Here is a 13,306-nt window from a genome sequence, read left to right as displayed (position 1 = left end):
AAAAAATCTCGTTCTGGCTAGGTTGCGAAAATGGCAGACACATATCAAGTCTACATAAAGTCGATTACGCATGAGGCGGAAGGGGTGCTGGCGTACGAACTCAAAGGGGTGGCCGGTGTTTCGCTACCTGCGTTTACCGCCGGCGCGCACATTGACCTCATCGCTGATGGTATACCGCTGCGAAGCTATTCCTTGCTCAACGATCCTTCGCAGAAAAACCGGTACGTCATAGCCGTGGCCAAGGACCCCAAAAGCCGAGGCGGGTCGACCAGGATTCATGAACAGCTAAGACCTGGCCATCGCATCGAGGTGAGTGCGCCGCGGAATCTGTTCAATCTGGCTGAAGGGGGGCATCGATCGGTATTGATTGCCGGCGGAATCGGGATAACGCCTATATGGTGTATGGCGCAGTACCTCCATAGCCAAGGCGCGTGCTGGGAACTCCACTACTTCGCCCGCACAGCTGGCGATGCCGCGCTTTTGGATGCGATGCAGGACCATGTCACCGGGGAAAGGGTTCACCTGCTTTTCGCCTACAGCGTGGAGGACACGGTGCAGCATATTCGAGATCTGTTCAGCCGCGACGATGGGGCCCAGCATTACTACTGCTGCGGACCTGCGGGAATGATTGGAGCATACGCAGAACAAGCCAAAGCATTTTCGATTGCTGACAACAGGATTCACTTTGAAAGCTTCATTCCCATGCAGGAGGCTGCGACCGCTGGAGGCTACGAGATCGTGCTAGCCAAGACGGGCACAACGCTGCAGATGGAGCCTGGCAAAAGCATTCTCGATGCGCTCCTTGAGAGCGGTGTGGAGGTCATGCACTCGTGTCGCGAAGGTATATGCGGAGCCTGTGAGGTGCGGGTTCTGGAAGGTACACCTGATCACCGTGACTCGATCCTGAATGATGCGGAGAAACAGGCCGGCAAAACGATCTTCGTATGCTGTTCCGGATGCAAGACACCTCGTATGGTGCTGGATCTGTAGAGATAGCGTGCACAGTGCTCTGTGGCCAGGAGCTCGCCCCTCGCTGATGCTATGGGCCGGGCACCGCCGCGACTGCAGGCTGGACGTTTGTTCCCGGATCAGCTTGAAAGGCATTCATACCCAGTTCTCGGGGCCGCCTCCCCGAACGCAGCTGCATAAGTGAGGCCTCCTGGCGTTGGCGTCGATTGGCTGCAAGCAACGGAATTCTGCGCCGTTGACAATACGATACGTATAGTATTAGATTTGCCTGACCCAGAACGAGAATAAGAAATGTCTAACAACACTCTCCGTGTCATGTGGTTTGTGCCGCCTGCTATTGCCATTGCGGCTGAGTGGGAGCCTTCTCAAGCACTCCAACTCGAGTCCTCAAGAACCCAATCCTCCGAAGAGCAATACTTGGCGCTCTGCCAGGGTACAGTTGATGCTGTGGTTACTTCAATGGACAACGTCTTGCACTGGAACCAGCGGCAGGGCCCTGATGATTTCGTAGTGGTGGCTCAAGTTGAAAACACAACTCCCCTCAGTCTGATCGGATCGACCGATGTGTCTACTCTTGGCCAGCTTAGGGGCGGAAGTATCCTGGTGGACGCTCCTGAAAATGGGTTTGTGATCGCTTTGCGAGCCCTGCTTCAGGACGCTTGTATCGGGCTGAATGATTACAGCCTGAATCCCGTCGGAGGAGTGAAGGAGCGGTTCACATCACTGGTTGACGGGGCAGGTGATGCAACGCTGTTAGGGCCTCCATTCGACACGATGGCGCTGGAGCGCGGCCACCACCTGCTTGCCACCATACAAGGGGCGTTCCCTGCGTTCCCTGGCCAAGGCCTGGTGGCTAGGCGGACATCAACTGATTCCCGCGCGCCCCTTAAAGCTTGGATTGATTCACTGAACCGATCTTTATCTCTTCTGCCGGCTCAGCAGGCGCGTTTGCGAGAATCGCTGCGGAAGCAGAATCTCCCGCCTGCAGCGGTGGCGGCACTCATCGATACGTATCCGAAAACGCTTGTTCCAGATCGCGTGGGCGTAGAGCTCCTCATCGCGCAACGTGTCGCGCTTGGGCTGGTCGGATCGCATTTTTCTTATGAGCAAATTGTCGATGGCTCTTTCCTGCAATAGGTCTGGAGGATTACATGAATAAGTTTTCGCTAGGTACGTTTTCGCTCAAAGATAGCCCGCATAAGCGGTTTGCAGGGATCGTCATTGACGGAAAGATTTCTCCGATCTCTGCCCTGGCCGAAGAGTTTAAGGCGCCATTGCTCGAGGGCAAAACTGTATTGGCACTTTTGGAAGATTGGACGACCAGCTTGAATGCGCTTGAGACGATTACCGGTCAAATCTCAGGCTCGCTTGCCTATACGGCTGATCAGCTCATCTTCAGGCCAGCCGTCGATCTGCCACGTCAGGTGTTTTGTACCGGGGCTAACTACCGAAAGCATGTCGTTGATCTCACGGTCGATGCCAACATAGGCCCGGAGGGATTAAGCAAGGAAGAGCTAAGGAAATGGGCCGAGGAAATGATGGATACGAGGTTGGCCACCGGCGAACCTTATGTCTTTACAAAACCGGTATCGGCGATTTCGGGCGCTTTTGATGACCTCGTTTTGCCACCGACGACAGCTAAGCCAGACTGGGAGCTGGAGCTTGCAGTAGTCATCGGAAAAGAGGGTTACAACATCGCAGCCGAAGATGCGATGGATTATGTCGCTGGCTACACAATCGTCAACGATATTTCGGCACGGGACCTAATACCCCGCACTGACTACAAGATGCTAGGAACGGATTGGATGAGGTCCAAAGGTCAACCAGGGTTCCTTCCATTGGGGCCGTACCTGGTGCCAAAGAGCTTCATCGAAAAGCCGCACGACCTCTCGATGCGACTCACGGTATCAGGGCAGACCATGCAAGATGAGACCACTGCGGACATGCTGTTTAGCATCGAGAAGCAGATCGCCTACATCTCAAAATATGCCAAATTGCTCCCCGGTGACGTCATTTGTACCGGTTCTCCAGCGGGTAACGGGACTCACTACAATCGGTTCCTACAAGACGGAGATATCATGATTGGAGAGATTGATGGGCTAGGCGCTCAGCGGCAAAAGTGCGTCGCTTTTAAAGTATGACCTCGGAGATAGCGATGGATGTACTGACCGATAATCCTGACCGTGCCTATCTGGAGCGCATGATTAAAGCGGGCCAGTTTGATATTGCTTTCGAATTGACCACTGGATTGAAAGATCTTAAAACTCGCCTACTTGCAGCGAAAAGTGGCTCAGTAGAGTTGGGTTATCAGGCGCCGGAAACTTCGATTCAGGGTAACGGTGTCGTTTCCGGAGGAATAGTAATGACCATGCTGGATTATGCCTTGGCGTTCGCAGTGTTGAGCAAACTAGCATGCGGACAAACCTGCGCCACGACCAGCATTACAGTGAACATGTTGGCTGCCGTTAAACTTTCCCCCGTGACAGCGCGGGCAGTGGTGGAGCGAGCTGGGCGGCAGATCGCGTTTGCAAGGGCCGATCTTTACGACCCAGATCGGGAAATCGTGGTTGCCAGTGCGTCGGCAACGTTCGCTGTCCTTGAAGTGGGGCGCTTCAAAACCGCGTGATGAAAAATTTTAAAAAATTAAAATACTAAACGTACCGTTTTCGAGGCAGTAAAATGAACAACATCGCTGAGGTACAGTACAAGCCGGTCCGCCGAATAGTGACGGGGCACAACAAGGCCGGCCAGTCGGTCTTCACCGCAGACGGACCGACCCCAAACGTACTAGCCCATTCTGGCAAGCCGGTTGCTCAGGTTCTTTGGGCGACAGGCGCTGGGCGAGCAGTAGGGCTTGAACCGGCCCCAGCTGGACATAAATTTGGATTTCATTCGGAGGGGGGATCCTTACTTCGAATAGTTGACTTCCCGCCAGACGAAACTTATGACCAAGAAAAATTGGTCGCGTTTCTCGACAGCGAAGGCGTCAGAGACACGAATACACCGCGGCACTTCTGGTTTCACAAAACAGAATCACTGGACTATGCGGTCGTGCTTGAGGGTGAGATTGTTGCCCTGATGGATCAGGGCGAGACCCTTATGCGTGCAGGCGATGTATTGATACAGCGCGCAACCAACCATAGCTGGGCCAACAGGTCCGGCCGTAACTGCCGCATGCTGTTCGTTCTTCTCGCCATCCAGGAAGGAGAGGTGCTGTGAGGAAAATCATTATTACGGCTGCTATTACGGGCGGAGCTCATACGCCGTCGATGTCCCCCTATCTGCCGGTTACCCCGCAGGAGATAGCCGACCAGGCTATCGAAGCTGTTGAAGCCGGAGCTGCAATCGTGCATTTGCACGCGCGCAACCCAGAGGATGGGAGGCCCACGGGCAATCCTGACGTCTTCAGGGAATTCGTAGCGCGAATCAAGTCCGAGACTAACGCGATCGTGAACATCTCTACCGGCGGTGGCGGCCCTGGCATGGCGATCGAGGAGCGTGCCGCTGCAGGACTCGCGCTGGAGCCTGAAATGTGCTCGCTGAACATGGGTTCTATCAACCTGAACCTTTCCGAAATGGCGGCGAAGGATCGGGAATGGCAGTACGGCTGGGAAGTCCAGCACCTTAATGCCACGAGGGATTTAGTTTTCAAGAACACGTTCGCCGATATCGAGTGGATCCTCCGAACAATCGGGGGTAAGGGAACGCGCTTCGAGTTCGAGTGTTACGACGTTAGCCACCTCTATACGCTTAAATACTTTCTGGATAAAGGGCTGGTTAAGCCTCCGCTCTTCATTCAGACCATCTTCGGTCTGCGAGGAGCGATCGGCGCCCATTTTGAAGACGTGATGCACCAGAAGCGTACCGCAGACCGGTTATTTGGCTCGGACTATCACTGGTCAGTGCTTGGCGCCGGAAAGGAACAAATTCCACTTGCCACAACTGCAGCACTGATGGGGGGGAATGTACGGGTAGGTTTAGAGGATAGCTTGTATATCGGTCGGGGCGAGTTGGCGGTTTCAAATGCCGCGCAGGTGCGAAAAATCCGAGGAATCATTGAAGCTTTAGGCCATGAAGTCGCTAGTCCCGATGAGGCTCGAGAAATGCTCAGTCTCAAAGGAAAAGCCCAAACCGCTTTCTAAGCAAGGGAAAACGGGCGGCTGATCCCACCGCTACGTACGTTAGCTGTCTGTCCTGAATACAAAAATAAGTCAAGGGTGGATCATATGTCAAAGATCAATAAAGTTCTCATCGTCGGAACGGGTATTGGCGGGGCAACCCTGGCCTGTGCGCTATCAGGCCGTGGGATCGAAGTGCACGCTATTGATAACAAACCTTCGATTTCCGCAGCTGGTACTGGCATCTGTCTCCTCGGAAATACACTCCGGGCGCTCGACTCCCTAGGGGTGAAGAACGAATGTCTCAAACGTGGTGCGCCGTTCAGCACGTTTCGGGAATTCAACTCTAGTGGTGACGCCGTCGTCGCTGTGCCTATCGGAGACAACTGCGGTATCAAGCGGCCCGTACTTGCCAATCTGCTGGAGTCGCAGGCAGCAAATCGAGGCGCAACGCTTACGAAAAACATCTCCGTAGAAACAATTGTCGATGAGCCCGGTACGCCGGTACGGGTTAGGTTTACCGACGGCACTGAAGTCGAATACGACCTGATAGTCGCAGCAGATGGTGCGTACTCGCGACTTCGGGATCAATTTTTTGGTGAGGAATTTCGACCTAAATTTGCAAAACAGAGTGTGTGGAGGTTTAACGCACGCCGCCCGCAGTCGCTCGACGGGTTTCAGATCTTTCGGGCACCCAACGGTACGGCCGTAGGTGTTCTCCCAACCTCTGCAGACAGCTGCTACCTCTTTCATATGGAGAACAGCGAAGAGCACCTACGCTACCCCGATGAAGAACTGGATAAGCTCCTCATTGACCGGCTTCGACCCTATCCAGCACCCCTTATCCAAGAGGCTCTTGCGCAGATCACATCACCGGGGGAAGTGCTGTTCCGTCCGTTTGACATCACGCTCGTCCCAGCCCCGTGGCACCGTAATCGTGTTGTGCTGCTAGGGGACGCAGCCCATGCGCCTACCCCACAGCTGACATCCGGTGGCGGCATGGCGGTAGAGGATGGCGTTGTTTTGGCGCAGGTACTTGCTGAACTTCCACTGCAAGAGGCGCTGAACGCCTTCAGCCACCGTAGGTATGGTCGGGTGAAACGGATCTTCGATTCATCGTATCAATTGTCGTTATACGAGCAGAATCCGCTCGAAAACCGTGAACGAAGCGCAAAGCTGCTGATGGAGAGCTATCAGTTCATTGCCCAACCCTGCTGAGGCCTAAGCCTTAGCAGGGTGCAGCCGGTCCATGGGCCGGCTTGCCATGATGCGGCGTATCAGGTGCGCGATGACAACGACCCTAGAAGCTGGCAAATATAGGCAATATGGGAGGTAGCAAAGGCCTCGTCCAAGGGCGCATGTCCTATTAGTAAACGCATGTACACGGGGCCGTAAATCAGATCCATGAGTATCTCGACGTTGGTATCGACAGGAATATCTCCACTTAGGCGCCAGTCTTCGATCATTTCTCTGACTACAGCACGACGGCCGTAGTGAAAGCGTTCCCTGAATGTGCGCAGGATCCCTGGGTCTGACTGCCCCTCGGCAATGAGTTGGGCTACGAGCCGGCCGGGCCAACCTGAATATTGTTCCACCAAGGAGCGAAAATGGTGAGTGATCGCTTCTCGTGGTGGCACGCCACGTGGGAAAGGCGTTTTTACCAGGTGATTTTCAATGAATGCATCTATGACCACTGAGGCTTTCGAATCCCACCACCTATAGATGGTGGCTTTGCTTACGCCCGCCTCTTTGGCAATGGCCTCAATAGATATCGCCTGGATCGACTTGTCCTGCAACAGGGTGATCGCTGCCTCCAAGATCTGCCGTCTGGTTGCTTCACTTCGTGGACGTCCGACGGCCGCTCTGTCACCCATTGCTGATTTATTCCCCTGCATAGACCTATTTCCTCAAGCGCAGCATGAAATTGCCGTGAACGCTGCTTTGGGTATATCGAAACGACTCGATCAGTATATTGGGGCATAGCACGTAATTCTACTTCCAATAGGTACAGATCCATGTGGAAACATACTTCCCGCCGTCCACCTGGCCTCACCTCCGGCCAGTCATCGACATTCCGGATGCATAGGTGTTTACAAAACGAAACGCACCGTATAGATTCAGAGCTCAGACGCTAATTTGCTGGTGCGGTCGCTTAATCTAATAAAAAGGAGTTCTCATGAAGCTGGGCCGAATTTCCGTAAATGGGCCAGATGGCGCACAGGCGCGTCTCGTACTGGTAATCCCGGAAGAGAAGCGCGTGATCGATTTGAAAAGCGCGCTGCACGATCAATTGATCAAGGAAGGTTCAGGGCACGAAGCTGCGCTGAATTATGCAGCCGCAGTCTTCCCGGGAAGCATGTCTGCCGCGATATCCCTCGGCGCCCCCTTCCTTCAGGCGGCTGAAAAAGTCCATGCGAAGCGCGCCGATTCGTTCTCATATGGCTTCGATCAGGTCACATGGCTCGCCGCATCGGATCCCTCGGTCGTGAGGGACGGGCTGACCTTCCTGGGCCATATCAAGGGTTTTCACGAGAAGATTGGCCATGCCCCCACCCCAAGCCTGCTCAAAGTACCGGGGTATTTTAAAGGGACCCCTCATACCGTTATCGGCCACGAGGCTGAGGTTCCATGGCCAGGCTACATAGAGCACATGGACTACGAGCTTGAGCTTGGGTACGTCATCGGCCGTCGAGGTACAAACCTGCGTCCTGATAATGCCTTGGACCATCTGTTCGGCATTACGATCTTCAATGACTTCAGCTCGCGTGATCGTCAAGCGATTGAGATGCCCATTCAGATGGGGCCGACCAAATGTAAGGATTTTGCATACGGTATAGGCCCCTGGATCACCACTATCGATGAATTCAAAGATCTCGACCGTATCGGAATGGAAGTACGTGTCAACGGCGAGACGTGGGGTAAGGGCGATAGTTCGAACAAATTGTGGACAGTAGCAGAGCTGCTAGCTTGGGCGAGCCTAGGGGAAGCAATCGTTCCAGGCGACGTGATTGGTTCAGGCACCATGGGAGGCGGTTCAGCACTTGAGCTGGATCGTAAGCTGCAGCCTGGCGATGTCGTCGAACTAATTGTTGAAGGAGTAGGCGTCCTGCGAAACAGGATGGGACAGCCTATTGCAAACCTGTGGTGGCCTGAAGAACGTAAACCATTCATGTGATTTCAAGCGTCTTCATACTAATGGCGACCCGGCGATCGGCCGGGTTTGGTGAAAGTCTCGATCGGTAGGTGTAGAAATGAACATCCTTGGCCCGGATACCCTTATTTTTGGTGTTAGCGATGTTAAGTTATGCGAGCAGTTTCTCACGGACTATGGTCTTGAGCCGGTTGGCGGTGGCCGGTTCGAAGCTCTTGACGGTACAGGGATCGTCATCCGATCGCAGGATGATTCAGATCTGCCTGCTTGGACGCTGCCCACCGCTAACATGCTCCGTAAAACCATCTACGGCGTAAAAGACTCGAGCGTACTCGAGAGCATCAAGCGGGAATTCGAAGGTGAGCGAGAGGTTAAACAACTGGCAGACGGTTCTCTGGAGCTGGTAGACGACCTAGGGTTTGTGCTCGGTTTCCAGGTGTCAATCAGGAAAGAGGCGCACCTGCCAGCGGAGCGGGTCAACGCCCCTGGTGATGTGCATCGTGCAGCAAATCATACTGGCGTAAGCATTGATACCACCGAGCCGCCTCCCAGGCCACGCACCCTTTCTCACGTCGTCTACTTTGTGCCTGATGCGGACAAAGCAGAGCGATTCTACGCCGATCGATTGGGCTTCAGGGTTACCGATAAGTTTATAGGCATGGGCCCATTCCTACGTCCAGCCGGTACCTCGGATCACCACACACTGTTTTTCATTCAAACGCCACCCCATCTTCAAGGCTGCGAACATTTTACATTCCACATGGGAGGACCGACTGAGGTCCTAAAGGCGGGATACGCTTTCGCGGCGAAGGGCTACGAGTCATTTTGGGGCCCTGGGCGCCACCGCTTTGGGTCGAACTGGTTTTGGTATTTCAATAGCCCTCTGGGCTGCCATATTGAATATGACGCCGATATGGATCAACACGACGACGAATGGGCACCTCGGCTCGCACCAGGAATCGTCGATAATTCACAAGTCTTTCTGTTCCATTGGCGTGAGAAGTGGGCGCCAGGCGGGAAGATGGAGTAATCGTCCACTAGCGGGAGTGGCGACTTTTGGTGCGTCATAAACTCTGTAATCTCGAAGCACTCGCGTCGGGCGAGTCATTAGGCTTCAGGATAACCAGCGCAGGCCAGGATGAAATATTCTTGGTCAACGATTCAGGGCATATTCACGGGTACAGGAACTCATGCCCGCATTGGCCCGGCGCCACGATGCCCGTGCGCAGAAATAAATATCTCGATGACGGCGCGAAACACATCGTGTGCCATGGGCATGGTGCCTTGTTCGAGATTCATACAGGGCTTTGCGTGAAGGGGCCGTGTATGGGACAGGCTTTGAAAAGTGTAAGCCTCGAGGTTACCAAAGAAGGAGACATCTACCTCTTAGAAGACCTGCAGCCGGTTGTATAATTCTACAGTGCTTGCGTCAATTACAGTTACCAAAAACAAGAACAAGAAGGAACAACGTGATGAAGACAGTGGCAGATTATCGCCAAGCGATTTGTTGTGCGGCTTTGCCTTTGCTTTGTGCGGGCAATGCTCTGGCCCTTGAGAACGGCTCTTCGAGCTATCCAGTGGGAATCGTGACTGTTATGAGCGGTGCCGTAGGCGCTCCGGGTGAAACACACGTATACACCTACAATAAGCTTATCGATATAAACTCTATTAGGAATGGCCAGGGAGACAAAACCTTCCCGAAAGCAACAGGTAAGGTGCAGGCTCACGCTCTGCGCCTTGTGCATACGCTAGACGGGCCCTCCTTCCTAGGTGGGAACGTTTCTCTTCAAGTCGCTGTTCCTTATATCCAGGCTCACTTAGACATCCCCGCGCTCGGCCCCTACGGCAGAGACTCGTCACGGGGAATGGGCGATCCATTATTCGGCGCGTTGGTCAGCTGGCAATCGCCAACCTATTTTCACAACGTCGAAATAGACCTTGTGGCGCCGTGGGGGCAGTACGAAAAAAATGGCCTTGTCAATCCAGGAAGCAACGCGAAGGCCATTTACGCCGCGTATGCATTCACTTGGTTTGTGCTTCCGCAGTTGGAGCTAAGCTCTAAAATCAGCGCTAACTATAGTTTTGAAAATAAAAGCACTGACTATAGGTCTGGTGTGCAACTGGTTGCTGACTACGGACTCAATTACCGCATAACGCCCAACTGGCTAGTCGGGGTTGGAGGTTACGTTTCAACACAGTTGAATGACGATCAACTCGATGATGATGACATCGGTAATAGATCAAAGTCTATTAAAATAGGCCCCCAAATAGGCTATGGCACTTTCGATTGGGGGGTTTTAGCGGCTTATCAGAAAGACGTGTATGCGCGAAATACGGGGGAGGGCGACACTATTATGCTTAATGGTTTTTTAAAATTCTAGGGGTATTGATTCGCGTACCCAGACTTGAGTCGGCGGAGGCTCATTCTGGTGCTATGCATCCGGTACCTTGGCGCCGGGAATGAGCAGCTGAATGCGTTCGTTCGCCAGATCGCAGCCGTGTTAGCTCTCTCGGCGATATGTACGACAATTCGCCTTCACAGCGCCACCTCTAGAAATTCAGTTAGTGCATTATTATAGTAACGGTCTGGAGCTATCAATCCGTAGATGATAGATCTCCAGCTTTGTAGATCTAATATAAATATCAAAATAATAAGAGGAACCGCTATGAAACCTGATTTTAAGGAATCGGTCATCGCTGGACTCGTAGGCGGTCTGATTTCCGCACTCGTGGCATTCTTGATTGCTTACTACATTACCCCATTTCCGACTGACTTGTTAAATAGCTCTATTGGAAATGGCATAAGTGGGTTTTTCAGCGGCTTGGCTAGTGGGTTTGTCGGAGTATTCCTTGTGCTTAGGAAATTGGCTTCATGAATCCGTATTAAAAATGGAATCTGAACGCTTATGAAATCCGGAAGTGCTAATGGTGCGGGCGCCGGATGCTTTCCTACTACGGCGGGCTAGAGGGTTATCAGCTCGCAGCGCTGGCTTGTATCTTTCAGCCGCTTGATTGGCGTGCTCGTGCGCCTAAAGACTTTTAAGTTAGTACGCCATCGTAAATCGGCGGAAGATCAGCGGGTATTTATAACTTCATAAGGGAGGCAGTGTTTGTATCCCTGGAGCTCTACGGTAATTACCGCAATAAGTCGGCTCCAATGCTCTCAATAAGCTTACCCACGGCCGTTCCGCTCGGTAAGTTCGAACAGGTCGAGAGCGAGCGTAGCCATATCGGCTCGCTATTAGGTCTGAAATTTGGGGCGATCGACTATGGTAGAGTCGGACATAATCCCGCGCGGTTCAAAGCCGTGCGGCAGTATCCCTGATCAGCTGCGGCGTTTATGCTAGGCGGGCGCCGTGATCAAAATTACCTTGCAGATTTCCGTCGCTGCGTTCATTTCCTAATTTAAAACTCGGCCTAGGAAGGCCGGCTCAAGCAAAGAAATAACAAATGATAAAATAGGTTATCTCGATCCATCAGACAGTCCCACGTTATCGAAGCGGTAAAGGGACGAGCCCTCTGCAGGAGTGACTGGCGAGCGCGGGCTTGGCTACAGGTTTGAGCAGCTTCGAAATTCAACATAACACCCGTTAACTAGATTTCGGGCGGTGGTACCTGAAGCAAATTTTGGCGGGGGAAGGGCAGATGTTGGGCTACGGTATGAACACTCTGCGGATAATGATCGCCGGCGGATCGACCTGAAGAGTACCAGGAAGTCGAATCGGCTTCCTGGTGGTAGATAGAAGCAAGGGCTACTCGGCTTTGACGAACAGCCGCAATACCAAGGTCATGACGGCCGACAGTAGCAACATCCCGGCCATAAAGAAGATCCCCATTGAGAACGAGCCGGTTGCGTCCTTCAGCCAGCCCACTACGAACGGACCGACAAATCCGCCAAAGGTACCCACGGAGTTGATAAACGCCAACCCGCCTGCCGCTGCTGCCCCAGTCAGGAACCGGGTTGGAATGCTCCAGAATATTGCACGGGCTGTCGTGGCGCCCAGCACCGCGATCGAGATGCCTATCAGTGCTGGAACCAATTGGCTCAACATTGCCGCTGCAGCCATGCCGCAGGCGCCAAGCAGACAGCACAACGTCAAGTTAAGGGTTTTCTTCCCACTGCGGTCCACGCGTTTGGCCCAGAGCAGCATCCCAATGGTGGCAAAGATGTATGGCACCGAGGACAGCATGGCGGTACTGGTGACATCCAGACCGTGAGACCTGAGGATAGTTGGCAACCAGATGCCCATCCCGTACGCGCCCAGAACGAAGCCGAACTGGATTACGGTCAGAATGAGTACGCGTGGATCTTTCAGGGCACCCAGCAGATCTTTGGTCTCACGCTCGCGATGTTCCGTGGCCAGCATCTTCTCCAGCGCTTCACGCTCATCTTTGGTTAACCAGTGAGCTTCACTTGGCTTGTCGCGCAATTTGAACAATACCAGCAGCCCAATCAACGAGGCTGGCAAACCTTGGATAATGAACATCCACTGCCAGCCATGCAGGCCGCCGATCCCTTCCATCGCCAGCAGGATGCCCGAAAAAGGGCCGCTGATGATCGACGAGACAGGTACTCCAACCATGAACCACGCGAGCATCCGGGTACGGTACTGAGCCGGGAACCAGCATGCCAGATAAAAGGCAACCCCCGGGAAGAAGCCCGCTTCTGCGACGCCCAGGATGAAACGAGCCGTGTAGAAACTGTAAGGGCCTACCACAAATGCCGTTGCCGCAGCTGCGATACCCCAGGTGATCATGATCCGTGCCAGCCAGCGACGGGCACCGTAACGGTAAAGCGCGAGGTTGCTCGGCACTTCAAGGAGGCAGTAGCCGGCGAACAGGATGCCCGCGCCCCAGCCGAACTGGGTAGCGGTCATGCCAAGATCGGCGTTCATAGTCAATGCAGCAAAGCCGACACTGGTGCGATCGATGTAATTGAAGACAAAGGCAAGGATCAGAACCGGCAGCATCTGCCAGGCGCATTTATTGACGGCGCTGCGCTGCAGCGCTTGTTCGTGGGGTGAGAACACCGCGGCGGCGTCCGCTGGAAGGGTCAGGCTCATTTTCG

Annotated in this window: 13 protein-coding genes; 11 read left to right on the top strand and 2 right to left on the bottom strand. The window is 53.7% G+C overall.

Going from position 1 to position 13,306, the window contains the following annotated elements:
- Positions 1-30 precede the first annotated feature (30 nt).
- From AC3Z8Y_RS15865 to AC3Z8Y_RS15835, 7 genes are all read left to right on the top strand, one after another.
- Positions 31-990, top strand: a complete 960-nt coding sequence (locus AC3Z8Y_RS15865) for a PDR/VanB family oxidoreductase (RefSeq protein ID WP_490086639.1) — start codon at positions 31-33, stop codon at positions 988-990.
- 270 nt (positions 991-1,260) lie between these two features.
- Entirely contained in the window at positions 1,261-2,106 is an 846-nt protein-coding gene (locus tag AC3Z8Y_RS15860; protein ID WP_490086638.1) for an ABC transporter substrate-binding protein, read from the top strand.
- Between the two features lie 14 nt (positions 2,107-2,120).
- Positions 2,121-3,110 carry a fumarylacetoacetate hydrolase family protein gene (locus tag AC3Z8Y_RS15855; RefSeq protein WP_490086637.1) on the top strand — a complete coding sequence of 330 codons (990 nt, stop codon included), beginning with the start codon at positions 2,121-2,123 and terminating at the stop codon, positions 3,108-3,110.
- 14 nt (positions 3,111-3,124) lie between these two features.
- Positions 3,125-3,595 (top strand): PaaI family thioesterase, encoded by a 471-nt coding sequence (locus AC3Z8Y_RS15850; protein WP_490086636.1) that lies wholly within the window; start codon positions 3,125-3,127, stop codon positions 3,593-3,595.
- A 53-nt stretch (positions 3,596-3,648) separates the two neighbouring features.
- The gene (locus AC3Z8Y_RS15845; protein ID WP_490086635.1) at positions 3,649-4,188 is read left to right on the top strand and encodes a cupin domain-containing protein; all 540 of its coding nucleotides are present in this window, start codon (positions 3,649-3,651) and stop codon (positions 4,186-4,188) included.
- Positions 4,185-5,111, top strand: coding sequence for a 3,5-dioxohexanoate:acetyl-CoA acetone transferase (gene kce / locus AC3Z8Y_RS15840; protein ID WP_490086634.1), 927 nt, complete (start codon positions 4,185-4,187; stop codon positions 5,109-5,111). Before AC3Z8Y_RS15845 ends, kce begins: the two co-directional genes overlap by 4 nt.
- Positions 5,112-5,195: 84 nt before the next feature.
- Entirely contained in the window at positions 5,196-6,305 is a 1,110-nt protein-coding gene (locus tag AC3Z8Y_RS15835) for an FAD-dependent monooxygenase (protein ID WP_490086633.1), read from the top strand.
- 59 nt (positions 6,306-6,364) lie between these two features.
- Here the strand turns inward: AC3Z8Y_RS15835 and AC3Z8Y_RS15830 are convergent, their stop codons facing one another.
- On the bottom strand, positions 6,365-6,982 hold the full coding sequence (locus AC3Z8Y_RS15830) for a TetR/AcrR family transcriptional regulator (RefSeq protein WP_490086632.1): 618 nt from the start codon (positions 6,980-6,982) through the stop codon (positions 6,365-6,367).
- Between the two features lie 281 nt (positions 6,983-7,263).
- Here AC3Z8Y_RS15830 and AC3Z8Y_RS15825 point away from each other — a divergent pair, with 281 nt between their 5' ends.
- The 4 genes from AC3Z8Y_RS15825 (at position 7,264) to AC3Z8Y_RS15810 (ending at position 10,619) form a co-directional block, all read left to right on the top strand.
- Positions 7,264-8,262 carry a fumarylacetoacetate hydrolase family protein gene (locus AC3Z8Y_RS15825; protein ID WP_490086631.1) on the top strand — a complete coding sequence of 333 codons (999 nt, stop codon included), beginning with the start codon at positions 7,264-7,266 and terminating at the stop codon, positions 8,260-8,262.
- A gap of 76 nt (positions 8,263-8,338) precedes the next feature.
- Positions 8,339-9,268 (top strand): VOC family protein, encoded by a 930-nt coding sequence (locus AC3Z8Y_RS15820; protein WP_490086630.1) that lies wholly within the window; start codon positions 8,339-8,341, stop codon positions 9,266-9,268.
- Between the two features lie 29 nt (positions 9,269-9,297).
- A complete protein-coding gene (locus AC3Z8Y_RS15815; protein WP_490086629.1) occupies positions 9,298-9,651 on the top strand; it encodes a Rieske (2Fe-2S) protein in 354 nt (117 codons plus the stop codon).
- Positions 9,652-9,710: 59 nt separating this feature from the next.
- Entirely contained in the window at positions 9,711-10,619 is a 909-nt protein-coding gene (locus AC3Z8Y_RS15810) for a SphA family protein (RefSeq protein WP_490086628.1), read from the top strand.
- A gap of 1,371 nt (positions 10,620-11,990) precedes the next feature.
- On the opposite strand, the gene AC3Z8Y_RS15805 is transcribed toward AC3Z8Y_RS15810, so the two are convergent.
- Positions 11,991-13,301 carry an MFS transporter gene (locus AC3Z8Y_RS15805; RefSeq protein ID WP_490086627.1) on the bottom strand — a complete coding sequence of 437 codons (1,311 nt, stop codon included), beginning with the start codon at positions 13,299-13,301 and terminating at the stop codon, positions 11,991-11,993.
- Between the last annotated feature and the right edge of the window lie 5 nt (positions 13,302-13,306).

The sequence above is a fragment of the Pseudomonas sp. 3MAES_34.3B genome (assembly GCF_058145875.1).
This window is presented reverse-complemented; position numbering and strand designations above follow the sequence as displayed.

Bases quoted from the DNA above. Each gene is read 5' to 3' on its own strand.
- AC3Z8Y_RS15865 (WP_490086639.1), top strand. From the start codon at position 31: ATGGCAGACACATATCAAGTCTACATAAAGTCGATTACGCATGAGGCG.
- AC3Z8Y_RS15860 (WP_490086638.1), top strand. From the start codon at position 1,261: ATGTCTAACAACACTCTCCGTGTCATGTGGTTTGTGCCGCCTGCTATT.
- AC3Z8Y_RS15855 (WP_490086637.1), top strand. From the start codon at position 2,121: ATGAATAAGTTTTCGCTAGGTACGTTTTCGCTCAAAGATAGCCCGCAT.
- AC3Z8Y_RS15850 (WP_490086636.1), top strand. From the start codon at position 3,125: ATGGATGTACTGACCGATAATCCTGACCGTGCCTATCTGGAGCGCATG.
- AC3Z8Y_RS15845 (WP_490086635.1), top strand. From the start codon at position 3,649: ATGAACAACATCGCTGAGGTACAGTACAAGCCGGTCCGCCGAATAGTG.
- AC3Z8Y_RS15835 (WP_490086633.1), top strand. From the start codon at position 5,196: ATGTCAAAGATCAATAAAGTTCTCATCGTCGGAACGGGTATTGGCGGG.
- AC3Z8Y_RS15830 (WP_490086632.1), bottom strand. From the start codon at position 6,982: ATGCAGGGGAATAAATCAGCAATGGGTGACAGAGCGGCCGTCGGACGT.
- AC3Z8Y_RS15825 (WP_490086631.1), top strand. From the start codon at position 7,264: ATGAAGCTGGGCCGAATTTCCGTAAATGGGCCAGATGGCGCACAGGCG.
- AC3Z8Y_RS15820 (WP_490086630.1), top strand. From the start codon at position 8,339: ATGAACATCCTTGGCCCGGATACCCTTATTTTTGGTGTTAGCGATGTT.
- AC3Z8Y_RS15810 (WP_490086628.1), top strand. From the start codon at position 9,711: ATGAAGACAGTGGCAGATTATCGCCAAGCGATTTGTTGTGCGGCTTTG.
- AC3Z8Y_RS15805 (WP_490086627.1), bottom strand. From the start codon at position 13,301: ATGAGCCTGACCCTTCCAGCGGACGCCGCCGCGGTGTTCTCACCCCAC.